The sequence below is a fragment of the Variovorax beijingensis genome (genome assembly GCF_003951285.1).
Lineage (GTDB): Bacteria > Pseudomonadota > Gammaproteobacteria > Burkholderiales > Burkholderiaceae_C > Variovorax > Variovorax beijingensis.
This window is the reverse complement of record NZ_RXFQ01000001.1, coordinates 110076-134037: the sequence shown is the minus strand read 5'-3', so window position 1 is coordinate 134037 and position 23962 is coordinate 110076. Positions and strand designations below refer to the sequence as shown.

General features: G+C 68.7%; 25 protein-coding genes. 14 read left to right on the top strand and 11 right to left on the bottom strand.

The features are described from left to right. The first annotated feature begins 34 nt into the window (after positions 1 to 34). From EJO66_RS00690 to EJO66_RS00665, 6 genes are all read left to right on the top strand, one after another. Complete coding sequence (locus EJO66_RS00690) at positions 35 to 1291, top strand: Zn-dependent hydrolase (protein WP_124956930.1); 1257 nt, start codon at positions 35 to 37, stop codon at positions 1289 to 1291. Continuing rightward, on the top strand, positions 1288 to 2760 hold the full coding sequence (locus EJO66_RS00685; protein WP_124956928.1) for a M81 family metallopeptidase: 1473 nt from the start codon (positions 1288 to 1290) through the stop codon (positions 2758 to 2760). The genes EJO66_RS00690 and EJO66_RS00685 overlap by 4 nt, the downstream gene beginning before the upstream one ends. A gap of 95 nt (positions 2761 to 2855) precedes the next feature. Further along, positions 2856 to 3611, top strand: a complete 756-nt coding sequence (locus EJO66_RS00680; protein ID WP_124956926.1) for an ABC transporter permease — start codon at positions 2856 to 2858, stop codon at positions 3609 to 3611. Beyond that, on the top strand, positions 3608 to 4327 hold the full coding sequence (locus EJO66_RS00675; protein WP_124956924.1) for an ABC transporter ATP-binding protein: 720 nt from the start codon (positions 3608 to 3610) through the stop codon (positions 4325 to 4327). Before EJO66_RS00680 ends, EJO66_RS00675 begins: the two co-directional genes overlap by 4 nt. Further along, positions 4324 to 5184 carry an ABC transporter substrate-binding protein gene (locus EJO66_RS00670; RefSeq protein ID WP_124956922.1) on the top strand — a complete coding sequence of 287 codons (861 nt, stop codon included), beginning with the start codon at positions 4324 to 4326 and terminating at the stop codon, positions 5182 to 5184. The genes EJO66_RS00675 and EJO66_RS00670 overlap by 4 nt, the downstream gene beginning before the upstream one ends. A gap of 123 nt (positions 5185 to 5307) precedes the next feature. After that, complete coding sequence (locus tag EJO66_RS00665; protein WP_124956920.1) at positions 5308 to 5685, top strand: nuclear transport factor 2 family protein; 378 nt, start codon at positions 5308 to 5310, stop codon at positions 5683 to 5685. 7 nt (positions 5686 to 5692) lie between these two features. On the opposite strand, the gene EJO66_RS00660 is transcribed toward EJO66_RS00665, so the two are convergent. Continuing rightward, positions 5693 to 6826 (bottom strand): helix-turn-helix domain-containing protein, encoded by a 1134-nt coding sequence (locus tag EJO66_RS00660; RefSeq protein WP_124956918.1) that lies wholly within the window; start codon positions 6824 to 6826, stop codon positions 5693 to 5695. 180 nt (positions 6827 to 7006) lie between these two features. Here EJO66_RS00660 and EJO66_RS00655 point away from each other — a divergent pair, with 180 nt between their 5' ends. From EJO66_RS00655 to EJO66_RS00625, 7 genes are all read left to right on the top strand, one after another. Further along, positions 7007 to 7504, top strand: coding sequence for a (2Fe-2S)-binding protein (locus tag EJO66_RS00655; protein WP_124956916.1), 498 nt, complete (start codon positions 7007 to 7009; stop codon positions 7502 to 7504). 13 nt (positions 7505 to 7517) lie between these two features. Further along, the gene (locus EJO66_RS00650; protein ID WP_124956914.1) at positions 7518 to 9902 is read left to right on the top strand and encodes a xanthine dehydrogenase family protein molybdopterin-binding subunit; all 2385 of its coding nucleotides are present in this window, start codon (positions 7518 to 7520) and stop codon (positions 9900 to 9902) included. Between the two features lie 21 nt (positions 9903 to 9923). Next, positions 9924 to 10715 (top strand): FAD binding domain-containing protein, encoded by a 792-nt coding sequence (locus EJO66_RS00645; RefSeq protein WP_125964468.1) that lies wholly within the window; start codon positions 9924 to 9926, stop codon positions 10713 to 10715. A gap of 70 nt (positions 10716 to 10785) precedes the next feature. Then, entirely contained in the window at positions 10786 to 11688 is a 903-nt protein-coding gene (locus tag EJO66_RS00640) for an AAA family ATPase (RefSeq protein ID WP_124956910.1), read from the top strand. Between the two features lie 26 nt (positions 11689 to 11714). Next, on the top strand, positions 11715 to 12923 hold the full coding sequence (locus tag EJO66_RS00635; protein WP_125964467.1) for a vWA domain-containing protein: 1209 nt from the start codon (positions 11715 to 11717) through the stop codon (positions 12921 to 12923). A 153-nt stretch (positions 12924 to 13076) separates the two neighbouring features. After that, a complete protein-coding gene (locus EJO66_RS00630; RefSeq protein ID WP_125964466.1) occupies positions 13077 to 13694 on the top strand; it encodes an SRPBCC family protein in 618 nt (205 codons plus the stop codon). Between the two features lie 14 nt (positions 13695 to 13708). Further along, positions 13709 to 14731 (top strand): XdhC family protein, encoded by a 1023-nt coding sequence (locus EJO66_RS00625; RefSeq protein ID WP_124956904.1) that lies wholly within the window; start codon positions 13709 to 13711, stop codon positions 14729 to 14731. Positions 14732 to 14745: 14 nt separating this feature from the next. On the opposite strand, the gene EJO66_RS00620 is transcribed toward EJO66_RS00625, so the two are convergent. From EJO66_RS00620 to EJO66_RS00595, 6 genes are all read right to left on the bottom strand, one after another. Continuing rightward, positions 14746 to 15537, bottom strand: a complete 792-nt coding sequence (locus EJO66_RS00620; RefSeq protein WP_125964465.1) for an ABC transporter ATP-binding protein — start codon at positions 15535 to 15537, stop codon at positions 14746 to 14748. After that, on the bottom strand, positions 15534 to 16601 hold the full coding sequence (locus EJO66_RS00615; protein WP_125964464.1) for a dihydrodipicolinate synthase family protein: 1068 nt from the start codon (positions 16599 to 16601) through the stop codon (positions 15534 to 15536). The genes EJO66_RS00620 and EJO66_RS00615 overlap by 4 nt, the downstream gene beginning before the upstream one ends. 11 nt (positions 16602 to 16612) lie before the next feature. After that, on the bottom strand, positions 16613 to 17452 hold the full coding sequence (locus EJO66_RS00610; protein ID WP_124956898.1) for a GNAT family N-acetyltransferase: 840 nt from the start codon (positions 17450 to 17452) through the stop codon (positions 16613 to 16615). 4 nt (positions 17453 to 17456) lie between these two features. Next, positions 17457 to 18503: an NAD-dependent epimerase/dehydratase family protein gene (locus EJO66_RS00605; RefSeq protein ID WP_125964463.1), complete on the bottom strand. Its 1047-nt coding sequence runs from the start codon at positions 18501 to 18503 to the stop codon at positions 17457 to 17459. Continuing rightward, positions 18500 to 19312, bottom strand: coding sequence for an ABC transporter permease (locus EJO66_RS00600; protein WP_124956894.1), 813 nt, complete (start codon positions 19310 to 19312; stop codon positions 18500 to 18502). The genes EJO66_RS00605 and EJO66_RS00600 overlap by 4 nt, the downstream gene beginning before the upstream one ends. 86 nt (positions 19313 to 19398) lie before the next feature. Continuing rightward, a complete protein-coding gene (locus EJO66_RS00595; protein ID WP_124956892.1) occupies positions 19399 to 20052 on the bottom strand; it encodes a TetR family transcriptional regulator in 654 nt (217 codons plus the stop codon). A 109-nt stretch (positions 20053 to 20161) separates the two neighbouring features. Between EJO66_RS00595 and EJO66_RS00590 the strand changes: the two genes are divergently transcribed. Further along, positions 20162 to 21157 carry an ABC transporter substrate-binding protein gene (locus EJO66_RS00590; RefSeq protein ID WP_125964462.1) on the top strand — a complete coding sequence of 332 codons (996 nt, stop codon included), beginning with the start codon at positions 20162 to 20164 and terminating at the stop codon, positions 21155 to 21157. Positions 21158 to 21171: 14 nt separating this feature from the next. On the opposite strand, the gene mnhG is transcribed toward EJO66_RS00590, so the two are convergent. The 4 genes from mnhG to EJO66_RS00570 are packed head-to-tail and all read right to left on the bottom strand — an operon-like array spanning position 21172 to position 23946. Next, positions 21172 to 21528 carry a monovalent cation/H(+) antiporter subunit G gene (mnhG, locus tag EJO66_RS00585; RefSeq protein ID WP_124956888.1) on the bottom strand — a complete coding sequence of 119 codons (357 nt, stop codon included), beginning with the start codon at positions 21526 to 21528 and terminating at the stop codon, positions 21172 to 21174. Beyond that, positions 21525 to 21803 carry a K+/H+ antiporter subunit F gene (locus tag EJO66_RS00580; RefSeq protein ID WP_093018408.1) on the bottom strand — a complete coding sequence of 93 codons (279 nt, stop codon included), beginning with the start codon at positions 21801 to 21803 and terminating at the stop codon, positions 21525 to 21527. The genes mnhG and EJO66_RS00580 overlap by 4 nt, the downstream gene beginning before the upstream one ends. Next, positions 21800 to 22291 carry a Na+/H+ antiporter subunit E gene (locus tag EJO66_RS00575; protein WP_125964461.1) on the bottom strand — a complete coding sequence of 164 codons (492 nt, stop codon included), beginning with the start codon at positions 22289 to 22291 and terminating at the stop codon, positions 21800 to 21802. The genes EJO66_RS00580 and EJO66_RS00575 overlap by 4 nt, the downstream gene beginning before the upstream one ends. Continuing rightward, positions 22288 to 23946, bottom strand: a complete 1659-nt coding sequence (locus EJO66_RS00570; protein ID WP_206168825.1) for a monovalent cation/H+ antiporter subunit D — start codon at positions 23944 to 23946, stop codon at positions 22288 to 22290. Before EJO66_RS00570 ends, EJO66_RS00575 begins: the two co-directional genes overlap by 4 nt. Positions 23947 to 23962 lie beyond the last annotated feature (16 nt).

Genomic DNA, 23962 nt, shown 5'->3' with positions numbered 1-23962 from the left:
GGCTTCGCGCATCCCTTCTTCTTTTTGCAAAGCCATGAACTCACCAACCCAACTGCGCATCAACGGCGACCGTCTCTGGAGCTCGCTGATGGAACTGGCGAAGCTCGGCGCCACCGAGAAGGGCGGCGTCTGCCGCATTGCGCTGACCGACCTCGACCGCCAGGGCCGCGATCTCTTCACCCGCTGGGCGCGCGAGGCCGGCTGCGAAGTGCGCGTCGACCGGATCGGCAACATCTTTGCGCGCCGCGCCGGCCGCGACAACACGCGCCCGCCGGTGGTCACCGGCAGCCACATCGACACCCAGCCCACGGGCGGCAAGTTCGATGGCAACTATGGCGTGCTGGCCGGGCTGGAGGTGATCCGCAGCCTGAACGATGCGAAGGTCGTCACCGAGGCGCCGCTGGAAATCGCCGTGTGGACCAACGAGGAGGGCTCGCGCTTCGTGCCCGTGATGATGGGCTCGGGCGTGTTCGCCGATGCCTTCACGCTCGAGCACGCGCTCGCGCAGCGCGACAACGACGGCATCAGCGTGGCCGAGGCGCTGGCTTCCATCGGCTATGCGGGCAGCGTGCCGGCCTCGGTCGCGGCGTCGCCCGTGGGCGCGTATTTCGAGGCGCACATCGAGCAGGGGCCGGTGCTCGAGGCCAACGAGCGCGTGATCGGCGTGGTCGAGGGCGCGCTCGGCCAGCGCTGGTACGACGTGGTGGTGCAGGGCATGGAAGCGCATGCCGGCCCCACGCCCATGGAGCTGCGCAAGGATGCGCTGCTCGCGGCCTCCGAGCTGGTGATCGAGGTCAACCGCATCGCGCTGGCCCATGCGCCGCATGCGCGCGGCACCGTGGGCTGGATCGACAACTATCCGAATTCGCGCAACGTGATCCCGGGCCGCGTGAAGCTCAGCGTCGACCTGCGCGCGGCGGACGACGTGGTGCTGTCGGCCATGGACGCCGAGCTGAAAGCGGCGGTGCAGCGCATCGCCGCCAAGGGCAAGGTCGAGGCCACGGTGGAGCAGGTCGTCTACTTTCCCCCGCAGCCCTTCACGCCCACGCTGGTGTCGGGCATTCGAGAGGCCGCCGAGGCGCAGGGCATGACCTGGATGAACGTGATCAGCGGCGCGGGCCACGACGCGGTGTACCTCGCGCGCGTGTGCCCCACGGCGATGATCTTCGTGCCCTGCCTCGATGGCATCAGCCACAACGAAATCGAGGACGCGCAGCCCGACCACCTGGAGGCCGGCTGCAATGTGCTGCTGCAGGCCATGCTGCAAAGCGCGGGAGTCGCGTCGTCATGAGGGTGCTGATCGCGCGGCTCAACCACGAGACCAACACCTTCTCGCCGGTGCCCACGCCGCTCGCGGCCTTCGGGCCCGACGGCCCCACGTTCGCAGAGCAGGCCTACAAGGACAACAAGGGCATGCGCACCGCGATGTCCGCCTTCATCGACCTGGCCGAGCAGGCCGGCGCAACGCTGGTCACGCCGGTGTCGGCCTCGGCCAATCCGAGCGGGCCGGTCGATGCGGGGGCCTACACCACGCTCACGCGGTGCATCGTGGATGCGGCGCCGGGTTGCGATGCCATCCTGCTCGACCTGCACGGCGCGATGGTGGCGCAGAACAGCGCGGACGGCGAAGGCGACCTGCTCGCACGGCTGCGCGCCGCGGCGCCCGGCGTGCCCATCGGCGTGGCGCTCGACCTGCATGCCAACGTCACGCCCGCGATGGTCGGCAATGCCGACGTGATCGTCGGCTTCAAGACCTATCCGCACATCGACATGTACGAGACCGGCGAGCATGCCGGCCGCCTGCTGTTCGACCTGCTCGCAGGAAGCAGCAGGCCCGCGATGCGCTGGCATCCGCTGCCGCTGATGGCGCACACGCTGCGCAGCGCCTCGTTCACCGGCGCGATGCGACGGGCCATCGAGGCGGCGCGCGCGGCCGAAGCGTCGGAGTCGCTCGCGGTGTCGATCTTTGCCGGCTTCTCGCTGTCGGACATCGAGGCGCCCTGCATGAGCGTGGTGGTGGTCGATGCCGAATCGCCCGAGCGCGCGCAGGCCACGGCCGACCGGATCGCCAACCAGATGTGGGACGAGCGCGAGGCCTTCATCTACCGCAGCGAGCCGCTGGCCGAGTCGATCGCGCGCGCCAAGGCCATCGCCGGCGGTGCCACGCGGCCGGTGCTGCTGCTCGACCATGGCGACAACTGCATGTCGGGCGGCAGCTGCGACACCATGGACGTGCTGCAGGAAGCGCTCGCGCAGGGGCTCGATGGCATCGGCGTCGGTCCGCTGTGCGACCCCGAGGCGGTGGCCGCGCTGATCGCGGCGGGCGAGGGCGCCGAGGTGACGGTGGCGCTCGGCAACAAGGTGTCGCTCGAAGGCATCGGCCTGTCGAAGAAGCCCGTGACGCTGACCGGCACGGTGCGCACCGTCGGCAACGGCGAATACGTGATCACCGGCCCCACCTACACCGGCCAGCGCAGCAGCATGGGCCGCACGGTGCTGTTCGACATCGGGCCGGCACGTATCGTGGTGACCGAGCGCACGCAGGAGCCCTGGGACATCGGCGTCTTCGAATGCGTGGGGCTCGATCCGCGCAAGGAACGCTTCCTGCTGCTCAAGTCGCGCATGTACTGCCGCCCGGTGTTCGAGCCGCTCTCCGCCGCGCTGGTCGAATGCGACAGCCCGGGCGTGACCAGTTCGGACTACAGCCTGTTCCCGTTCTCGAAGGTGCGCAGGCCGGTCTTCCCGCTCGACCCGGTCTGAGCCGGAGGGGGTTGGGCCTACCTATGCAAAGGTCTGCATAGGTAATTGGAAGTACACCCCGATACTGCGGCGCTTCCACCCATGAAGCCCACCGCGTGAACACCTTTGCACAGAGCGCCATCGCGGCCTGGCAGCTGCTCGTGTCCGGCGATCCGGTGCTGCTGGCCATCGTCGGGCGCTCGCTCGCGGTCAGCGCCAGCGCCTGCGTGCTGGCCTGCGGCCTGGGCCTGCTGCTGGGCGCCTGGCTGGGCGTGGCGCGCTTTCGCGGCCGGGCCGGCTTGCTCACGCTGCTGAACACCCTGCTGGCGCTGCCGTCGGTGGTGGTCGGGCTGGTCATCTACCTGCTGCTGTCGCGCTCGGGCCCGCTCGGCTTCCTGGGCTGGCTGTTTTCGTTCAAGGCCATGGTGCTGGCGCAGACGGTGCTGGTGCTGCCGGTGGTGACGGCGCTCACGCGCCAGGCCGTCGAGGACGCCGAGCGCGCGCATGGCGAGCAGCTGAGCTCGCTCGGCGCCGGGCCGCTCGCGCGCGCGCTGCTCCTGGTGTGGGACGAGCGCTACGCGCTGCTCACGGTGCTGATCGCGGCGTTTGGCCGCGCGGTATCGGAAGTGGGCGCGGTGATGGTGGTGGGCGGCAACATCGACGGCTTCACGCGCGTGATGACCACGGCCATCGCGCTCGAAACCAGCAAGGGCGACCTGCCGCTGGCGCTGGCCCTGGGCATCGTGCTGCTGGGCGTGGTGCTGGTGCTCAACCTTGCGATTGCCGCCGTGCGGGGCTGGCGCGAGCGGGTCGACGGCGGGGGCGGCGCAGGCGGCATGGCGGCCTGGTGGCGGCCGGAGGCGCGCCCGTGAACGAACACGCGCAGCCCGCGGGCGTGGACGCCACCGTCTTCGCGCTCCATGGCGTCGACGTGCGCCTGGGGCGGGTGGCGGCGCTGCAGGGCGCAACCCTGAGCATCGCGGCCGGCGAGCGCGTGGCGCTCATCGGCGCCAACGGCAGCGGCAAGACCACGCTGCTGCGGCTGCTGCACGGCCTGGTGCCGCATGCGGCAGGGAGCTTCACCAGTGCCGCACCGCGCCGGCAGCAGGCCATGCTGTTCCAGCGCCCGCACATGCTGCGGGCCTCGGTGACGGTCAATGTGGCCTTGGCGCTGTGGCTGCGCGGCATGCGCTGGCGCGATGCCCGCCGCGCCGCGATTCCGGCGCTGGCGCGCGTGGGCCTGGAAGACCTGGCCGAGCGCAACGCCCGCGCCCTGTCGGGCGGCCAGCAGCAGCGGGTGGCGCTGGCGCGCGCCTGGGCGCTGCATCCGGCGGTGCTGCTGCTCGACGAGCCCACGGCCAGCCTCGACCCGACCGCCAAGCGCGAGGTCGAGACCCTCATCGCCGAAGCCGCCGCCGGCCGCACGCTGGTGTTCGCGAGCCACAACCTCGGGCAGGTCAAGCGGCTCGCGAGCCGCGTGGTCTACCTCGAGCACGGCCGCGTGCTGGCCGACCTGCCCGTCCACGATTTCTTCCATGGGCCCCTGCCGGAAGAGGCCCGCCTGTTCGTCAAAGGAGAGTTGGCATGAACCTGTTCCTCAAGCCGCGCCGCGCAGGCGCGGGCATTCGCGCCTCGCTGGCCGTGGCTGTTTTCTTCCTGGCCGCGGGTGCCGCGCGCGCAGAGACCATCACCATGGCCTCGACCACGTCCACCGAGCAGTCGGGCCTGTTCTCGCACCTGCTGCCGGCTTTCAAGAAGGCGAGCGACATCGACGTCAAGGTGGTGGCGGTGGGCACCGGCCAGGCCATCGACATGGCCAAGCGCGGCGATGCCGACGTGCTGTTCGTGCACGACACCGCGGCCGAGGAGAAGTTCGTGGCCGAGGGCTTCAGTGACAGGCGCTATCCGGTGATGTACAACGACTTCGTGCTGGTGGGCCCGCAGGCCGACCCGGTGGGCGCGAAGGGGGGCGACATCGCCGCTGCGCTGAAGAAGATCGCGGCCGCCAACGCGCCTTTCGTGTCGCGCGGCGACAAGAGCGGCACCGACGCGGCCGAGCGCCGCCTCTGGACGCAGACCGGCGTGGCCCAGGCGGGGCAGCCGGTGCCCAACGAGCGCAAGGGCACGGGCTACAAGGAATGCGGCTGCGGCATGGGGCCGGCGCTGAACATCGCGGCCTCGTCCGGCGCCTATGTGCTGGCCGACCGCGGCACCTGGCTCAGCTTCAAGAACCGCGCCGGGCTGGCGGTGCTGGTCGAGGGCGACAAGCGCCTTTTCAACCAGTACGGCGTGATGGTGGTGAGCCCGGCGAAATTCCCTTCGCTCAACAGCCGGGGCGCGCAGAAGTTCGTCGACTGGGTGATCTCGCCGGCCGGGCAGCAGAGCATCGCAGCCTACAAGATCGGCGGCGAGCAGCTGTTCTTTCCCAACGCGCTGTCGAACTGAGCGGCGTATGCCGCCGCGCATCGTTGCATGACCTGCGAGGTCATCGACGCCGCGCGCGGCCGGCGCGACCATTCCTTCACCCCGCGATGTTGCGGGCCGAACCCTCGAAAGGAAATGGTCATCATGAACACCGCCGCACACGACGCCGCCGCCATTGCCCAACGCTACATCGCTGCCTGGAACGAAACCGATGCCGCGCGCCGCGCCCAGCTGATCGAAGCCGGCTGGACGGCCGACGCGCACTATGCCGACCCGCTCGCGCAGGCCAGCGGCCGCGAGCAGATCGGCGCGCTGATCGGCGCCGTGCACCAGCGCTATCCGGGTTTCCGCTTCAACCTGTTCGGCAAGCCCGAGGCGCACGGCGACAACCTGCGCTTCTCGTGGACCCTGGGCCCGAGCGGCGCCGAAGACCTGATCCAGGGAACCGACTTCGCCCGGCTCGATGCCGGCAAGCTGCAGTCGGTGACCGGCTTCCTCGACAAGGTGCCGGTCGGGGCCTGAACAGGCTTCAGTCCGTGGAGCCGGAAGCGCGGCCGCGCCAGAGCTTGCGGTAGACGGTGGCGCGGCTGATGCCCAGCGTGCGCGCGGCTTCGGCCACGTTGCCGCGGGCGTCGGCCACGGCCTTGCGGATCAGCGCGGCCTCGACGTCGCGCAACCGCGGCCGGGGCTCGGGCACCGCGACGGCCGAGCCCTTGCCGCCGCGCTGGGGCCTGACCTGCACGCGCAGGCCGGACCACAGCGGCACCTCGAGCACGGCGTCGCCGCGGCGGGCCGCATCGAACAGCATGTCCAGCGGCATTGCGAACAGGTCGTTGCAGTGCAGCGCATGGCTGCGCGCCAGCGGCTCGTGCAGCATCTGGCGCGCCGCGGCATTGGCGCCCGCCACGGTGCCGTCGGCGTCGATGCACAGCAGCCCGTCGGTGGCCTCGCCGCGCGGGCAGCCCGGCCACGAGAGGTGCAGCCGCAGCTCGCAGGGCTGGTTCAGCACCAGCATGTTCTCGATGCTGCGCGCCGACAGCGTGGCCAGGTGCCGCAGCTCCGGCCGCTCCACCGCCTGCACGCCGGTCAGGTCGAGCATGCCGATGCAGTCGCCCCGGGGGCCGAAGAGCGGCGCCCCGGCGCAGCTGTAGATGCTGGTGTCCTCGAAGAAGTGCTCGCCGCGGTGCAGCCACACCGATTCCTGCTCGGCCAGCGCGGTGCTGATCGCGCTGGTGCCGACCGCGCGCTCCGACAGGTCGACGCCCACGCGGGCGATGTTGCGGGCGTAGCGGCTGGCGGTGTCGGTGCCGTCGGGCAGCGGGCCGACGTCGATCACGATGCCGTCGGCATCGGTCAGGACGGCGAAATAACGGGTGTCGGCGATGGCGCGGGACAGCCGCTCGATCACCGGCCGGGCCGCCGACACCAGCGCGCGGTTGCGCTCGGCCGCGTCGCGTTCGGCCGACTGGGACACCGGCTCGAAGCTGATCCGTTGCTGCGGCTGCCGCCCCGCCTCCAGGCAGCGCTCCCAGGAACGCAGGATCCATGGCTCGATGCGCACCGCACCCCGCAAGCGGGGGGCTTCGCCGTGGATCAGCTCCCGGCGGGCCTGCGCAATGGCGGCGGAACGTTCGGGCAGGGGCGCAACGATGGAGGCGGACATCGGGTCGGTTCGCTCGGGTGGGGCGGTTTTTCCCAGACTTGCCGGGCCGCAAGCTGTTTCATTTTGAGAATTTCGTACGCGCTGCGCAAGCGGCAAGGGTTTTGCCTAGGATAGTGCACCGGGCCGGCATCCAAGATGCCTTTCGCTGAACCAGCCATCACCTTCAACGGAGACAGCCAAATGCAGGTAGCTTTCACGGTCAACGGCCGACCGGCCACGGTCGACGCACCCCCCAATACCTTCCTGGTGCACGCCATCCGCGAGCATCTCCACCTGACCGGCACCCATGTCGGCTGCGACACCGCCCAGTGCGGCGCATGCACCGTTCACATGAACGGGCGCGCGGTGAAGTCGTGCAACATCCTGGTCGGGCAGGCGGCCGGTGCGCAAATCACCACCATCGAGGGCATCGCCCAGCCCGACGGCACCATGCACCCCATGCAGGCGGCCTTCAAGGAATGCCATGGCCTGCAGTGCGGTTTCTGCACCCCGGGCATGGTCATGAGCGCCATCGACCTGTGCACCCACCATCCCAAGTCGAGCGAATCGGAGATCCGCGAGCTGCTCGACGGCAACCTGTGCCGCTGCACGGGCTACCAGAACATCGTGAAGGCCGTGCAGATGGGCGGCGAGGCCATGGCCTCGGGCACGCCGGTCAAGACCACCGCCACGGCGTGAAGGGAGCAACATCATGGGTGCCTCCGACTTCTCGAACCTGCCCCACATCGGCGAAGCGCTGCGGCGCAAGGAAGACTATCGCTTCCTGACCGGCGCAGGCAACTACACCGACGACATCACGCTGGCCAACCAGAGCCATGCGGTCTTCGTGCGCTCGCCGCACGCCCACGCCGCCATCAAGTCGGTCGACACCGCCGAGGCGCTCAAGATGCCCGGCGTGGTCGGCATCTTCAGCGGCAGGGACATCGAGGGCAAGATGGGCGGCCTGCCCTGCGGCTGGCTCATCAACAACCCCGACGGCACCCCCATGAAGGAGCCGATGCACCCGATCCTCGCGATCAACAAGGTGCGCTACGTGGGCGACCATGTGGCCATGGTGGTGGCCGAGACCGTCGAGCAGGCCAAGAATGCGGCCGAGGCCGTGGTGGTCGACTACGACGTGCTGCCCGCGGTCGTGAGCGTGGCCGATGCCGCCAGGAAGGCCAGCGGAGTCACGCTGCACGACGAGGCGCCCGACAACCAGTGCTACAAGTGGGCGCTGGGCGACAAGGCGGCGGTCGATGCGGTGTTTGCCAATGCCGCGCACGTGACAAAGCTCGACCTCGTCAACAACCGGCTGGTGCCCAACCCGATCGAGCCGCGCGTGGCCATCGGCAGCTACAGCCGCGGCACCGACGACTACACGCTCTATGTGTCCAACCAGAACCCGCACGTCGAGCGCCTGCTGATGACGGCCTTCGTGCTGGGCCTGCCCGAGCACAAGGTGCGCGTGATCGCGCCCGACGTGGGCGGCGGCTTCGGCTCCAAGATCTTCCTCTACGCCGAAGACGTGTGCCTGACCTGGGCCGCCAAGCAGCTCAACCGCAACATCAAGTGGACGGCCGAGCGTTCGGAGTGCTTCCTGTCCGACGCGCACGGCCGCGACCATGTGAGCCATGCCGAAATGGCGATGGACAAGGACGGCAAGTTCCTCGCGATGCGGGTGCACACCGACGCCAACCTCGGCGCCTACCTGTCGACCTTCTCCACGGCCGTGCCGACCATCCTCTACGCCACGCTGCTCGCGGGCCAGTACACCACGCCGCAGATCTACGTCGAGGTCGATGCCTGGTTCACCAACACCGCGCCGGTCGATGCCTACCGAGGCGCGGGCCGGCCCGAGGCCACCTACCTGCTCGAGCGCCTGGTGTCGCGCTGCGCCTGGGAAATGAACTTGGGCCAGGACGAGATCCGCAAGCGCAACTTCATCACCACCTTTCCCTACCAGACACCGGTGGCGCTGCAGTACGACACGGGCGATTTCCACGCCTGCATGGACAAGGCCCGCGTGCTGGCCGACGTCGATGGCTATGCGCAGCGCAAGTCGGCCAGCGAGGCCGCGGGCAAGCTGCGCGGCATCGGCTACTCGAGCTACATCGAGGCCTGCGGGATCGCGCCGTCGAACATCGCCGGGGCGCTGGGCGCGCGGGCCGGCCTGTTCGAATGCGGCGAGATCCGCGTGCACCCCACCGGCAGCGTGACGGTGTTCACCGGCTCGCACAGCCATGGCCAGGGGCACGAAACCACCTTTGCGCAAGTGGTGGCGGCGCGCCTGGGCATTCCGGTGGACAACGTCGACGTGGTCCATGGCGACACCGGCCGCGTGCCCTTCGGCATGGGCACCTACGGCTCGCGCTCCATTTCGGTGGGCGGCGCCGCCATCATGAAGGCGCTCGACAAGATCGAGACCAAGGCCAAGAAGATCGCCGCGCACCTGATGGAGGCGAGCGATGCCGACATCGAGTTTGCGAACGGCGAGTTCACGGTGAAGGGCACCGACAAGAAGATCCCGTTCGGCCAGGTGGCGCTCACGGCCTACGTGCCGCACAACTACCCGCTCGACAAGCTCGAGCCCGGCCTGAACGAAACCGCCTTCTACGACCCGACCAACTTCACCTTCCCGGGCGGCACCTACATCTGCGAGGTCGAGGTCGACAAGCAGACCGGCGAAGTGCGCGTGGACCGCTTCACCGCGGTGGACGACTTCGGCACCATCATCAACCCGATGATCGTCGAGGGCCAGGTGCACGGCGGGCTGGTGCAGGGCATCGGCCAGGCGCTGCTCGAGAACTGCGTGTATGACAACGAAACCGGCCAGCTGCTCACCGGCAGCTTCATGGACTACGCCATGCCCAGGGCAGGCGACTTTCCGCAGTTCAAGCTCGACACCGTGTGCACGCCGTGCACGCACAACCCGCTGGGCACCAAGGGCTGCGGCGAGGCGGGGGCCATCGGCTCGCCGCCGGCCGTGATCAACGCCGTGCTCGACGCGCTGGCACCGCTGGGCGTCAAGGACTTCGACATGCCCGCATCGGCCAGCCGCGTCTGGGAAGCGATGCAGGCGGCCGCCTCCCACTAGAACAACGAAGGAACCCACACCATGTATGCCTTCACACTCGAACGGCCGGCCACCGTGGCCGATGCGGCCAAGCTCGTTGCCGCGGGCGCCAAGCCGCTGGCCGGCGGCCAGACGCTGCTCGCCTCCATGAAGCTCAGGCTGTCGGCGCCCGAGCAGCTCGTGGACCTGGGCGGCATCAAGGAGCTCACCGGCATCAGGAAGGACGCCGGCACGATCACCATCGGCGCGATGTCCCGCCACCTGGACGTGGCCAACAACGCCGACGTGAAAGCGGCCTTCCCCGCGCTGGCCGACCTGGCCGGGCGCATCGGCGACCGGCAGGTGCGCGCGATGGGCACCATCGGGGGCTCGGTGGCCAACAACGACCCTGCCGCGTGCTATCCCAGCGCGGTGCTGGGCTCCGGTGCGACGGTCATCACCTCGAAGCGAGAGATCGCGGCGGACGATTTCTTCCTTGGCCTCTTCACCACGGCACTCGAAGAAGACGAGCTGATCACCGCCATCCGCTTTCCGATCCCGAAGCGCGCCGTGTACGAGAAGCTGCGCCAGAAGGCATCGAACTTTCCGCTCGTCGGCGTGTTCCTGGCGCGGTTCGACGGCGGCGTGCGCGTGGCCATCACCGGCGCGGGCAACGGCGTGTTCCGCCACGCGGGGCTTGAAGACGCGCTCAACAAGAGCTTCACCGCGGCCGCTGCCGCGGCCGTGAAGATCGACGCGAGCGAACTCAACAGCGACCTGCATGCCTCGGCGGCCTACCGTGCCAACCTGATCAGTGTGCTCACGCAGCGCGCCGTCACCAGGGCGCTGGGCTGAACCAGACAGCGCCGCCACCGCTTGCAGGCCGGAAGGCGCGACACCCCCGCGTCTTCCGCTACGCTTCGCCATGATCTTCCCGACCATCGACTCCCTTTCCGAAGGCTTGATGCAGGCCGGCTACTTTGCCGACCGGCGCCTGGCCACGGCCGTGTTCCTCGCGCTCAGGCTGCAGCGTCCGCTGCTGCTCGAGGGCGAGCCCGGTGTCGGCAAGACCGAACTGGCCAAGGCGCTGTCGACCGCGCTGAACCGCGAGCTGCTGCGCCTGCAGTGCTACGACGGGCTGGAGCAGCGCGAGGCGCTCTACGAATGGAACTACGCGGCGCAACTGCTGCACATGCGCGCGGCCGAGGCCACCGGCGCGGCGCGCGACGTCGAAGCCGAGGTCTACCAGCCGCACTACCTGATCCGCCGCCCGCTGCTGCAGGCCCTGCAGACACCTGCGCCGGGCGCCGTGCTGCTGATCGACGAAGTGGATCGCGCCGACGAGCCCTTCGAGGCCTTCCTGCTCGAATACCTGGGCGAGTACCAGGTCAGCATTCCCGAGCTCGGCACCGTGCGCGCCGTGGTGCCGCCGGTCACGATCCTCACGAGCAACCGCACGCGCGAGCTGAACGACGCGGTCAAGCGGCGCTGCCTTTATCACTGGCTCGACTATCCGGAGCGCGAACGCGAGCTGGCCATCGTGCGGGCCCAGGTGCCGCAGGCCGGCGAGAAGCTCTCGGCCCAGGTGGCCGCCTTCGTTGCGCGGCTGCGCGACGCGCCCTTCGTCAACGCCTTCCAGCGCGCGCCCGGCATCGCCGAAAGCGTGGAGTGGGCGAGGGCATTGATCGCGCTCGACACGGTCGAACTCGACCCCGAAGTGGTGGTCGACACTGCGGGCATCCTGTTCAAGCAGCGCGACGACGTGGCGGCGCTCACGCGCGAGCTGGCATCCGATCTGCTGAAACCCGAGGAGCCGGTCGCGCCCTGAGCGCGGCCGAAGGTCGAGGCGCCCGCATGGCCGGCATCCAGCAACTCGGCGACGTACGCAGCGGCAAGCTGGCCGGCAACATCACGGCCTTCGGCCGCGCCCTGCGCCGCGCCGGCGTTCGCACCGATGCGATGCGCATTGCACTGGCCGCCGAGGCGGCGACGCTGGTGGGCGTGGAGAACAAGCTCGACCTGGGCGCCGCGATGGAAGCCGTCATGGTCAGCCGCGAGCAGGACCGCATGGTGTTCCGCGAACTCTTCGACGCCTGGTTCCGCGACCCCGAACTCGCCAACAAGCTGCTCGCCCAGATGCTGCCGAGCGCCGAGGGCAAGGCCGAGCCCTCCAAGCGGCGCCCGCGCGTGCGCGAGGCCCTCGCTGCGCCGCGCGATCCCGCCCGGCCCGCCGCGATTGCCAAGCCCGACAAGGAGATCGAGTTCGATGCCGCCATGACATCGAGCGACCGCCAGCGCCTGCAGCATGCCGACTTCAATGCGCTTGGCGCGTCCGAGTACCAACTGGTGGAACGGCTCGCGCGCGACATCAGCCTGCCCATTCCCGCCGTGCCTTCGCGCCGGCTGCGCGCGGCCAACGACGCCGGCCGCCAGCATGCGCGCATGCATTGGCCCGGCGTGCTGCACGAGGCGGCGCGCACCGGCGGCGAATTGCTGCGCCTGCCGCGGCTGGCCCGGCGCGAGCAGCCGTTGCCGCTGCTGGTGCTGGTCGACGTGTCGGGCTCGATGGAACGCTATGCGCGGCTGCTGCTGGCCTTTCTGCACGCGGCGACGCGGCGGGCGGGGCGGCGCGACGTGTTCGCCTTCGGCACCCGCCTGACCGATCTCACGCCGGCCTTCCGGCTGGCCGACACCGATGCCATGCTGGCGGCCGCCGGTCTGGCCATCGACGATTTCGCGGGCGGCACGCGGTTCGGCAGTTCGCTGGCCGAGCTTCGCCGCGCGCATGCCCGCCGCCTGACCGGCCGCCGCACGCTGGTGCTGGTGATCAGCGACGGGCTCGACACCGGCGAGCCGGCGCTGCTCGAAAGCGAGCTGCTCTGGCTCAAGCGCCACTCGCGCCGCCTGCTGTGGCTCAACCCGCTGCTGCGCTTCGAGGGCTACGCCCCTTTGGCGCGTGGGGCCGGCGTGCTGCACCGGCATGCGGATGCGATGCTGGCGGTCCACAATCTCAGTGCCCTCGAACAGCTGGCAAGCAGCCTCGCCGCCCTGATGAAAAAATGACGTACACCCCCAGTCTTCGCGCACTTCGTGTCGCTTCGCCAACCCCCTTGCAGGGGGCAACACCGTTGGCCCGGCAAAGCCGGTTCCACGGTGTTTCCGGCCGAGACGATCACGGTGCTGCTTCGACACTCGTTGGATAACAAGGAAACCACCATGGAAATGCTCGGCAACCGCCGCCTCGGCGTCACCCAACAACAGGCCTGGGATGCGCTCAACGATCCCGAGACGCTCAAGAAGTGCATTCCCGGCTGCGACAAGTTCGAACTCACGGGCGACAACCAGTACAGCGTGGCGCTTGCGGTCAAGATCGGCCCGGTGTCGGCCAAGTTCAGCGGCAAGGTCGCGCTGTCGGATATCGTGGCGCCCGATGGCTACAAGCTCAGCTTCGAGGGGCAGGGCGGCGTGGCGGGCTTTGCCAAGGGCTCGTCCAGCGTGACGCTGCGGCCGCTGGACGCCGCCGCCGAAGCCGCACCGGCAGCGGCCGGCTGCGAGCTCGACTACACCGTGCAGGCGCAGGTCGGCGGCAAGATCGCGCAATTGGGCCAGCGCCTCATCGATGGCGCCGCCAAGTCGACCGCCGACGACTTCTTCAAGCGCTTCGAGGCCGAGATGCAGAGCCGCTACGGCCCTCCGCCTGCCGCCGCGGCTGAGGAAGCGGCCGAGGCGCCCGCAGAAAAGGCCGGCATGATGTCCGGCCTCATGAAGAAGATCGGCCTCGGCAAGAAGGACGACAAGGACGCGTCCGCCGCACCGGGCGACGCCAGCAGCTAGGAACGGATCACGCGATGGAAAATCTCGATGTCATGGTGCTGCGTACGCTGCGCGACTGGCGGCGGGCCGGCAAGCGCGCGCTGCTCACGACCGTGGTGCGCACCTGGGGCTCCTCGCCGCGGCCGGTCGGCTCGATCATGGCGCTGGCCGACGATGGCGCGGTGGTGGGCTCGGTCTCCGGCGGCTGCATCGAGGACGACCTGATCGCGCGCTACAGCCATGCGCACGGCAACGGCGAAGAGGTGCCCGTTGGCGCGCCGCCCGTGCTCGTGAAGTACGGCATCACGGCCGACGAGGCGCACCGCTTCGGGCTGCCCTGCGGCGGCACGCTGGAGCTGCTGCTCGAATACGACCCCGCCGCGGCCTCGCTCGACACGCTCGTGGCCCAACTGGAGCAAGGCAGGCTCATGCAGCGCACCGTCACGCTCGCGACCGGCGCCGTGCGGCTCGCCGAAGCCACCGCGCCCGACGCGCTCAAGGTGAGCGACACCGAGCTCACCAACACCTTCGGCCCCGAATACCGCATGCTGCTGATCGGCGCCGGCCAGCTGGCCGAATACCTCGCGACCATGGCCAAGTTCGCCGGCTTTGCCGTGACGCTGTGCGATCCGCGCGCCGAGTACCGCACTGCATGGACGCTGTCCGGCGTGGAGATCACGACCGAGATGCCCGACGATGCGGTGCTAGCCTTCAAGCCCGACCGCCGCAGCTGCGTGGTCGCGCTCACGCACGACCCCAAGCTCGACGACCTCGCGCTGCTAGAAGCACTGCAGAGCGAGGCCTTCTACGTGGGCGCGATCGGCTCGCGCCGCAATGCCGATGCGCGGCGCGGCCGCATGATCGAGCACTTCGGCCAGACAGAGGAATCGCTCGTGCGGCTGCGCGGCCCCATCGGCATCTACATCGGCAGCAAGACGCCGCCCGAGATCGCCGTGAGCGTGATGGCCGAGATCCTGGCGGTGAAGAACGCGGTGACGCTGCCGCGGGAAATGGAAGTGGCGCGCGCCAAGGGGATGCAGCAACTGGCGATGAGCTGATCGCTGGCGCCGGGCTACTCCACGCCGAGCAGGTCGTAGATCCTGCGCACGTACTCGCCGAACTCGGGACTCGTCTTGACGTGCAGCTTGCGCGGCTCCGGCAGGTCGATGCGGAAGAAGTCGGCCATGCGCGCGGGGCCGGCGGTCAGCACCGCGCAGTGCGAGCCCAGGAATACCGCTTCCTGGATGCTGTGCGTGACCACGATGAAGGTCTTGCGGCTCTGTTCCCAGATGCGCAGCATTTCGAGGTTCATCTTTTCGCGCGTCAAGGCGTCGAGCGCGCCGAAGGGTTCGTCCATCAGCACCAGCCGGGGATCGTGGATCAGCGCGCGCGCAATGGCGGCGCGCTGCTGCATGCCGCCCGAGAGTTCATAGGGCAACTTGTCGGCAAAGCCGGTCAGGCCGACCATCTCCAGCAGCTCGTGCGCGCGCTTGGTGGCGGCGCGGCGCTCCAGCCCCAGGATGTCGGCGGGCAGCAGCACGTTGTCGAGGATGGTGCGCCACTTGAGCAGCAGCGGCTGCTGGAACACCATGCCCACGTCCCGGCCCGCATTGAATCCGCGGCCAGCGGGCCCGCCGATCTCGAGCGTGCCGCCGTCATGGCCGTGCAGCCCCGACAGGATCTTGAGCAGTGTCGACTTGCCGCAGCCCGAGGGGCCGACCAGTGAGACGAGATCGCCGTCGTGCACGTCCATCGTGACGTCGGAAACGGCCAGGAATTCCTCGTTGCGCTTGCGGTAGACCTTGCGCAGCTGCCGCATGCGGATCAGCGGCGCCTCTTTGCGGGTTTGCAGCACAACGCTCATGCCAGCCACCGCGAGAGGTTGCCGCGCACGAACGCGTCGTCGCCCAGGTCGCCGTGCTGGCGGTAGACGCGCTCGATTTCCTCGGCCTGTCCGGGCCCGAGGCCCTCGGCCGGGTCGAGGCACCAGATGCCTTCGAGCAGGCCCTGGCGGCGCAGCACTTCATGGCAGCCCGCGATGCAGCCGTGGAAATTGTTCGCCACGTCGAAGAAGGCGGCATTGCAGTCGGTCACGCGCGAATCGAGCGCGAGCAGGCCCGGGCTCAGGACGCCGCCATTTGCCGCGAGTTCGGCCTTGATGGCCGCGAGCTGCTTCACGGCACTCGACGTCCAGACCGACCAGTGGCCGAGCAGACCACCGCGAAAGCGCACCTGGACCGGCGCGCCCTCGCGCATCGCAGCGAAGGGCAGCGCGAGATCGAGCACGATGTGGTCGTCGTTGCCGGTGTAGAGAAACACGCGTTCCTCGGCGCGTGCGTCCACCAGGCCACGCACCACGTCGATCGTGCGGTAGCGGTTGAACGGCGCCACCTTGATGGCCAGCGCGTTCGGAATCAGCGCGAAGCGGCGCCAGAAATCGCTCGACAGGACCGGGCCGCCGACCACGGTCTGCAGGTAGAAGCCGATCAGCGGAATCTCCTCCGACACCGCTTCGCAATGCGCGATGAGCGCGCCTTCCGACGAGCCCGCCAGCGCGGCCAGGCTCAAGAGCCCTGCGTGGTAGCCGAGCGAGGCGGCCGTGCGTGCCTCGCCGCGCGCCTGTGCGGTGGGGCCGCAGAGTCCGGCGATCATCGCCATCGGCCGGTCGCTCCATGCGAGGCGGTCCTGCATTGCGGCTTCGAGCACGGTTGCGTAAAGGCCGCACTCGCGAATGCTGAACTGCGTGGTGTGCACGCCCACCGCCAGGCCGCCGGCGCCGGCGTCCACGTAGTAGCGCGTCAGCGCGCGCTGGCGCCGGCGGTCGAATTGGCGCGAGGCATCGAGTGCGAGCGGGTGCGCGGGAATCACCGTGCCCTGCGACAGCAGCGCAAGAACGTCGGTGGGCAGGTCGGAGCGGTTCAATGGCATGTGGATGGTCCTCAGCCGAATTCGGGCCCGGCGATGGCATGGATGAAGGCGGGCTGGCCGAGGAGCGGTGGCGCGTCGCCGCGTGTGGCCAGCGCCATGCGCGCGAAACCGCGCTGCGGCGCAAAACCCGCCCGGCGCAGTGCCTGCGCCATGGCAGGGCGGTCGTCGGGAACATCGATGCAGATGCGCCCGGACAGGTTGCCGACGGTGCTCGGCAGCAGCGCCGCGGCGGTCTGTTCGTGGGCCGACAGCAGCGGTCCGATCTGGTGGGCCGCGCGGCCTGTGCGAACCAGGCCGAAGGCCAGGCCGTTGCGCACGCAGCAGCTGCCTTCGCGTTCGAGCAGGTCGGCGAGCACCGCCGGGCGGGCGACGCCAAGGGCCTGCGCATCGAGCGCGGCGAGTCCGCCGATGGATGGCTTGTCGACAGGCCGGGCTGCGGCTGCTTCGGTGCCCGCTTCCCGCTGCCAGCGCGTGAGCCGCCACAACGGGCTGAAGCCGAATCCGGCATAGAGCGGCTCGCCTTGCGGCGTGGCGTCGAGCATGGCGGTAAGGCCGGCTTCCTTCACCTGCTGCAGGCAGCGCGCGAACATTGCGCGGCCCAGCCCCCGCCCGCGTGCGGCGGGCATCACGAGGATCATGCTGATCCAGGCCACCTTCTCCATCGGCAGCACGGCGCCGCTCGCGACTACCGTGCCCTGCGCGTCGCGGATCACGTGGATGCTGCCGAGCCGCTCGAACAGCTGCCAGTCGCGCAAGGTCTGGTTCCAGCCGCTGGCGGCGACCAGCGCGTCGAGCATCGGCGCGACGGCCGGGGTGATCGGCGCGAGCGTCTCGACAGCGGGCGTGGTCACGGCGTCAGTACTTTCCGTCGCGGGATTCGAACTTGGTCGGCTTGCCGTACTGGCGCTGCTCGCGCGAGATCCAGTCGGCGACCCAGCGGATCTGCTGGGCGAGCGGCACGCGCGGATAGCCGAAGAGGCGCTCCGCCTCGCCGGTGTTCATGAGCCAGGCCGTCGGTGCTTCCTGACCGGTGATCGCCGCGGGCTTGCCGAACCGGCGCGCGAACTCTTCCGTGAGCCAGCGGATCGACGTGGTCTCGGGCCCGCTCACGTTGAGCGGCGATGTCGGCACCGTCGCCTCCGCAAGGCAGCGCAGCGCCTGCGAATTCGCATCGCCCTGCCAGATGACGTTGACGTGCCCCATCGTCACGTCGACCGCTTCGCCGCGCCACACCTTGAGCGCCACGTCGGCCAGCACACCGTAGCGCAGGTCGATGGCGTAGCTCAGGCGGAACAGCCGGCCCGGCGTCGCGTGCTGCTGCGAGAAGTATTCGAACATGCGCTCGCGGCCGACGCAGGAGTTGGCGTACTCGCCCGGCGGATTGGGCGGCTCGCCCTCACTCGCACCCTGGCTTGCCACGGATACGAAGGGGTACACGCAAGCGGTCGAGAAAGCCACGATGCGCGATGCGCGAAAGTGCTCCGCCACCAGGGCCGGCACATGCGTGTTCATGGCCCAGGTGAGCGGGTTGTCCGCATCCGCGCCGAACTTGCGGCCGGCCATGAACACGATGTTGGCGCACGGCGGCAAAGCGGCGATGGCCGTGCGGTCGAGCAGGTCGCAGGCGATGGTCTCGATGCCGTGCGCCTCGAGCGACTCGCGCACGCCGGCTTCGCTGAAGCGCGCCACGGCAATCACGCGGCGCCCGGGCATGGCGTTCTTCGCGAGGCGCGCCAGCGTCGGCCCCATCTTGCCGCCGACGCCGAGGATCATCAGGTCGCCATCGATGCGTGCCATGTCGCGCACGAGGTCGCGCGATGGGGTGGCCAGGTAGTCTTCGAGCGCGGCTTCGGTCTCGAAGCGCTCGGGAAAGGGAAGGTCGTCGAGGACTCGTGCGGTCATTGGATTCTTGCGTCCTGGGTGATGAAGATGCGCTCCAGCAGGAGTACCAGCAGGTAGAGCAGAACGCCCAGGCCCGTGATGAGCAGAACGGCCATGAAGACCGCGGGCGTGTCGAGCGATGCCTGGACCTGGATCATCAGGTAGCCCAGGCCGCGCTCGGAGGCAATGAACTCGCCGACCACGGCGCCCGCTACCGCAAGGATGGTCGCGACCTTCATGCCCGAGAACACGTACGGCAGCGAGCCCGGCAGCTGGATGTAGCGGAACAGCTGCCAGCGCGAGCCCTTGAGCGCGCGCACGAGGTCGAGCAGCTCGGGTTCGGTCTCATTGAGGCCGCGGATGGTGGTCAGCAATATCGGGAAGAAGCACAGGCTGAAGGTGATGAGGATGTTCGGCCCGATGCCGTAGCTGAACCACACGATGACCAGCGGCCCCATCGCCACCTTGGGAATCATGTTGAGCGTGACCAGCAGCGGAAACACCAGCAGCATCAGCCGGCGGCTGGTGATGAAGAGCAGCGCGCAAAGAATGCCGAGCACCAGCCCCAGCGCGTAGCCGCCGAACACCTCGGCGGCGGTCACGCCGGTGTTCTTGAGCCAGCTGTAGTTCGGGTTGGCGAGTGTGGCCAGCACCTTGGAGGGCGCGGGCAGGATGAAAGACTGGATCGCGAAGACCCGCACCGCGATCTCCCACAGCGCGATGCCTGCTGCATGCACCGCGATCACGACGGCCCAGCGCTGCCATTCGGGGCGCTCGCCCGCGAGGGGCGCGGGTGCAATGGGCGCCAGGGCGCCGTCGGATGCCGTCATCTCTATATCCGTGTCGAGGAAGCAATGCGGCGGATCATAGGAGTCGGATCGACTCCAGTCAACCAACTAGTTGATAATTTTTGCCATCAAGGCCGCAGCGCGTTCAGCGCGAACTCCACCACGTGCCTGCGGCGCTTGAGCAGCGCGCCGCGCGAGTCGAGCGGCTTGCCGAAGATGGCCGACAGCGTATGGTTGTTGGAAAAGAAGAAATACGAAATGCCCGCGATCGAGATGTAGAGATTGATCGCGTCGTAATCGGGACGAAAAACACCTGCGGCCACGCCGCGCTCCAGCGTGGCTTCGAGCATCTCGATGAACGGTGAGTGCATCTTCTGAAGCCGCTCCGATTCGCGCAGGTGGGCACCATGGTTGCGGTTCTCGTCGGCCAGGAGGGCGATGAACTCGGGGTGCTCCGCAAGATAGTCGAAGGAGAACGCGACCAGTTGTGCCATGGCTTCCATCGGTTCGAGCGCGCCCAGCGAAAGCTTCTGTTCCTTCTCGCGGATTTCGGCGTAGACAGATTCGAGCGCAACGAGGTACAGCCCCTGCTTGCTGTCGAAATAGTGGTAGACGAGCTGCTTGTTGACGCCGGCTGCGGCGGCGATCTCGTCGACGCGCGCACCCGCGAAGCCCTTGGTGGCGAACTCTGCAACCGCAGCGGCAATGAGGGCCTGCTTGGCGGAGGCGGGATCGCGTTCGCGCCTGGGGGCCGCGGCGGCCTTGGGAGTGGAGGAGGGCATGCTGAATTGATTCTGGCTTGTGGCAGGCATGGTCTCGATTGCCTATCAACCAAACAGTTGGTAATATGAAATGCAGGACCTGTTTTTACCTTCTTTTGGAGTGATCCGCATGAAAAAGCTGTTGTCGGCCGCCGGTTCCATCGTGATGCTGCTGGCAGCCAGCCCCGTTGCTCTCGCCGCCGATGCCATGAGCCTCACGCTCAACTGGACGCCCACGGCCGACCATGCGCCGATCTACTACGCCAAGTCGCAAGGCTGGTACAGCCAAGCGGGCATCGACCTGAACATCGAGGCAGGCAAGGGCTCGGCCGTGTCGGCGCAACGCGTGGGAACGGGCGGCGCCGAACTCGGCATTTCCGATCTGCCCACTGCCATCCAGGCCAAGGGCAAGGGCGCGGACATCAAGGCGGTGATGGTGATCTACGCGAACAGCCCGCAAGGCTTTTACTGGCTCAAGTCGTCGGGCATTGCCGGGCCGAAGGATTTTTCGGGACACAAGATCGGCAATCCTCCTGGCGATGCCGCACGCCTGATGTGGCCAGCGTTTGCCAAGAGGGTGGGGCTCGACCCGGCCAGCGTCACGTTCGTGAACGTGAGTCCGCAGGCCAAGGTGGCCGCGCTCAAGAGCAAGTCGGTCGACATCATCAGCGATTTCTACAACGAGCATGACCTGAAGGCGAGGGAGTTCGGCAGCGACCTGGGCTTTCAGCCATGGCGCGACGCGGGCATGAACGTGTACGGCAACTCGCTGATCGTGAACGGTGCCTATCTTTCGAAGAATGGGGCGCAGGTGAAGAAGTTCGTGGCCGTGACGCAGCGCGCCTACGACGCCTGCGTGAAGAGCTTCGACCCTTGCCTGCAGGCGCTCACCGCCAGCGTGAGCGGCCTCACGCCCGACAACCAGCGCGACCAGTGGAATCGCATCAAACAGCTGATGCGCGACGACACCACCACCAAGGTGGCGCTCGGCGCCTTCGACGACAAGCGCGTGAAGGCCGACTATGAGCTGGTGTCCTCGCTGATCGGCATCGACAAGCCCTACGACCCGGCGACGCTCTACACCAACGAATTCCTCGACAAGGCCGTGCGCATGGCGCCCAAATGAGCTTCTTCGGCTTTTCAGCCGGATTTGGCCGCCGGCGGCACGTTGCCGCCCTTTTGCCGTTCCCGGAAAAGCGCGGCGCGCATCAGGAAGATGGTGGTGATGGGCGCCGTGAGCGCAATGAACAGGACGATCAGCACGGCGTGCAGGAAGAGGTTGAAGCCCTGCACCGAGAAATAGACGATGGTGGCAATCGTCATGCACCACACGCCCACCGTGGCGCCGAGCGTCGGCGCATGGATGCGGCGGAAAAAGGTGGGCAGCCGCACGAGGCCGAAGGAGCCGATGGCGGCAAAGGCTGCGCCCAGCACGGCGAACACGGCGGTGACGATTTCCGCCCATAACGGCAGCGGCCCCACGATGAAATCCGTCATTCGATGACCTCCCCGCGCAGGAGAAACTTGGCCATGGCCGTCGAGCCGACGAAGCCGAACAGCGCCGTCAGCATCGCGGCTTCGAAGTACACGTTGCTCGCATAGACGATGCCCAGCACCAGCATCATCAGCATGCCGTTGATGTAGAGGCAGTCCAGCGCCATCACGCGGTCCTGCGCGCTCGGGCCTATCAACAGACGGGCCAGCGCGCAGAGCATGGCCACCGCCAGCAGCAGCAGCGCCAGTTTCAAGGCCCAGAAAAGTACAGGCGTCATGATTCGAAGATCTCCATCAAGGGTCGCTCGTAGCGCTGCTTGATCATGGCGATGAAAGCGGCTTCGTCGTCGACGTCGAACACATGGATCAGCAGCGTGCTGCTGTCGAATGCGATCTCGCCCCAGGCCGTGCCGGGCGTGAGGCACATGATCATGGCCAGCACCGCGAGCCCGTTCGGGTCGCGCAGCTCCAGCGGCACGTTGATGAACCGCGAGGCGATGCGCGAGGTGCGGCGCGTCAGCAGCCGCTGGGCCACGAAGAGCGCCGATTCCAGCATGTCGGCCACGGCCCGGCCCGCGAGCCGCAGCGCGACCCAGGGCTTGCGCATGCGCACGGTAGCGGGCCGCAAGCCCTTGGTGAGCAGCGGAACCGCAATGGCGAGCACCGCGGCCGACAGCAGCGTGGCGGCTTCGAGCGACTGGTTGAGCAGCAGCCATACGGCAAACAGCGCCAGCGAGAGCGGCGGCGAAGGAATCCAGCGCTTCATGGTGCCGGGCCCTCCGCGGGGGCCACGGGGTTGGGCACCTGCCGCGCGCCCATCACGGCATTGCGGTAGGCGGCGGGCGTGCGCAGCCCTTCCGCGGTGGTGATGGCGTGGCGCATGACAGGGCCGGCCCAGACTGTGAGCGCCACGCTGGCCGCGAGCAGTCCAGCCACCGGCAGCACTTCGAGCGCGGGCAGGGCGGGCATGGTGGGATGCGGCTGGGTCCAGAAGTGGCGCATGCCGGTGCGGCTCAGCGCAATCAGCGCGAGCAGGCCTGAAACCACCAGCAGCGCCAGGAAGATCCATGCGGGCATCGAGGTGCCGCCGGTGGAGAAGGCGCCCGACAGCATCGCGAACTTGCCCACGAAGCCCGACAGCGGCGGCAGGCCCGCGAGCAGCAGGGTGCAGCCGATGAAGCTCAGCCCCAGGAAGGCCACCCCGGCGGGAATCGCGCGGCCGTAGAGCGCCTGCGCCTCGTCGTCGAGGTTCACGTCGTCGAGCACGCGCAGGTCTTCCGCGAGGAAGGGCGCATTGCCGGCCTTCTCGTGCGGCGCAACGCTCATGCCGGCGTTGCGCCAGCGCTCGATCATGTCGGTCAGCAGGAAGAAGGCGCTGACGGCGAGCGTCGAGCTCAGCAGGTAGTAGAGCGCGCCGGCCCACACGGCCGGCTCCCCGAGTCCGATGGCCGCGAGCAGCGTGCCCGCCGACACCAGCACGCTGAAGCCCGCGAGGTTGGAGAGCCGCTGCGTGCCCACGATACCGATGGCGCCCGCGAACAGCGTCGCCAGCCCGATCGCGATGAGCGCGGATTGACCGAACGCAGCCGAGCTGCCGGCATCCGGTGCGAAGAGCAGCGTCCACAGCCGCAGCAGCGTGTAGATGCCGAGCTTGGTCAAGAGCGCGAACACGGCGCCCACCGGCGACACCGCCGCGCTGTAGGCCGGCACCAGCCAGAAGTTGAGCGGCCAGGCGCCGGCCTTGGCGAAGAACGCGGTCGCGAGAATGGCGGCGGCCGCATGCACGAGGCCGCGGTCGGCCGGCGCGAGCTGCGCGATGCGCATGCCGAGGTCGGCCATGTTGAGCGTGCCGGTCGCGCCGTAGAGCAGGGCCGCGCCGATGAGGAAGAGCGACGAGGCGGCCAGGTTGATGGCGATGTAGTGGAGACCGGCCTGCACCCGCAGCCGGCCCGAGCCATGCAGCAGCAGGCCGTAGGAGGCCGCGAGCATGACCTCGAAGAAAACGAACAGGTTGAACAGGTCGCCCGTGAGGAAGGCGCCGTTCAGGCCCATGAGCTGCAGCTGCAGCAGCGGATGGAAATGCACGCCGGCGCGGTCCCAGCGCGAGGTGGAATAGATCGAGGCCGCAAACGCGACCACGCCCGTGAGCGCCACCATCATGGTCGACAGCCGGTCCGCCACCAGCACGATGCCGAAGGGCGCCTGCCAGTTGCCCGGCAGGTAGACGCCGACCGAGCCGGGGCCGTCGCCGGTCTCGGGTGCGTTCACCCAGCGCAGCAGCGCCAGCGCCGCCAGCAGGCCCACCAGCCCCGAGACCACGCTCAGCGCCGACTTGGTGCGGCGCCGGCTTTCGCCCAGCAGCAGCATCAGTGCGGCCGTGAGCAGCGGCACGAGGACCGGCACCGCGACAAGGTGCGGCATGCTGAACTCGAGCAGC

Excerpts from the sequence above, each read along its gene's own strand:
- EJO66_RS00690 (WP_124956930.1), top strand. The coding sequence starts at position 35 with ATGAACTCACCAACCCAACTGCGCATCAACGGCGACCGTCTCTGGAGC.
- EJO66_RS00685 (WP_124956928.1), top strand. The coding sequence starts at position 1,288 with ATGAGGGTGCTGATCGCGCGGCTCAACCACGAGACCAACACCTTCTCG.
- EJO66_RS00670 (WP_124956922.1), top strand. The coding sequence starts at position 4,324 with ATGAACCTGTTCCTCAAGCCGCGCCGCGCAGGCGCGGGCATTCGCGCC.
- EJO66_RS00665 (WP_124956920.1), top strand. The coding sequence starts at position 5,308 with ATGAACACCGCCGCACACGACGCCGCCGCCATTGCCCAACGCTACATC.
- EJO66_RS00660 (WP_124956918.1), bottom strand. The coding sequence starts at position 6,826 with ATGTCCGCCTCCATCGTTGCGCCCCTGCCCGAACGTTCCGCCGCCATT.
- EJO66_RS00655 (WP_124956916.1), top strand. The coding sequence starts at position 7,007 with ATGCAGGTAGCTTTCACGGTCAACGGCCGACCGGCCACGGTCGACGCA.
- EJO66_RS00650 (WP_124956914.1), top strand. The coding sequence starts at position 7,518 with ATGGGTGCCTCCGACTTCTCGAACCTGCCCCACATCGGCGAAGCGCTG.
- EJO66_RS00645 (WP_125964468.1), top strand. The coding sequence starts at position 9,924 with ATGTATGCCTTCACACTCGAACGGCCGGCCACCGTGGCCGATGCGGCC.
- EJO66_RS00640 (WP_124956910.1), top strand. The coding sequence starts at position 10,786 with ATGATCTTCCCGACCATCGACTCCCTTTCCGAAGGCTTGATGCAGGCC.
- EJO66_RS00635 (WP_125964467.1), top strand. The coding sequence starts at position 11,715 with ATGGCCGGCATCCAGCAACTCGGCGACGTACGCAGCGGCAAGCTGGCC.
- EJO66_RS00630 (WP_125964466.1), top strand. The coding sequence starts at position 13,077 with ATGGAAATGCTCGGCAACCGCCGCCTCGGCGTCACCCAACAACAGGCC.
- EJO66_RS00625 (WP_124956904.1), top strand. The coding sequence starts at position 13,709 with ATGGAAAATCTCGATGTCATGGTGCTGCGTACGCTGCGCGACTGGCGG.
- EJO66_RS00620 (WP_125964465.1), bottom strand. The coding sequence starts at position 15,537 with ATGAGCGTTGTGCTGCAAACCCGCAAAGAGGCGCCGCTGATCCGCATG.
- EJO66_RS00615 (WP_125964464.1), bottom strand. The coding sequence starts at position 16,601 with ATGCCATTGAACCGCTCCGACCTGCCCACCGACGTTCTTGCGCTGCTG.
- EJO66_RS00605 (WP_125964463.1), bottom strand. The coding sequence starts at position 18,503 with ATGACCGCACGAGTCCTCGACGACCTTCCCTTTCCCGAGCGCTTCGAG.
- EJO66_RS00600 (WP_124956894.1), bottom strand. The coding sequence starts at position 19,312 with ATGACGGCATCCGACGGCGCCCTGGCGCCCATTGCACCCGCGCCCCTC.
- EJO66_RS00595 (WP_124956892.1), bottom strand. The coding sequence starts at position 20,052 with ATGCCCTCCTCCACTCCCAAGGCCGCCGCGGCCCCCAGGCGCGAACGC.
- EJO66_RS00590 (WP_125964462.1), top strand. The coding sequence starts at position 20,162 with ATGAAAAAGCTGTTGTCGGCCGCCGGTTCCATCGTGATGCTGCTGGCA.
- mnhG (WP_124956888.1), bottom strand. The coding sequence starts at position 21,528 with ATGACGGATTTCATCGTGGGGCCGCTGCCGTTATGGGCGGAAATCGTC.
- EJO66_RS00580 (WP_093018408.1), bottom strand. The coding sequence starts at position 21,803 with ATGACGCCTGTACTTTTCTGGGCCTTGAAACTGGCGCTGCTGCTGCTG.
- EJO66_RS00575 (WP_125964461.1), bottom strand. The coding sequence starts at position 22,291 with ATGAAGCGCTGGATTCCTTCGCCGCCGCTCTCGCTGGCGCTGTTTGCC.
- EJO66_RS00570 (WP_206168825.1), bottom strand. The coding sequence starts at position 23,946 with ATGCCGCACCTTGTCGCGGTGCCGGTCCTCGTGCCGCTGCTCACGGCC.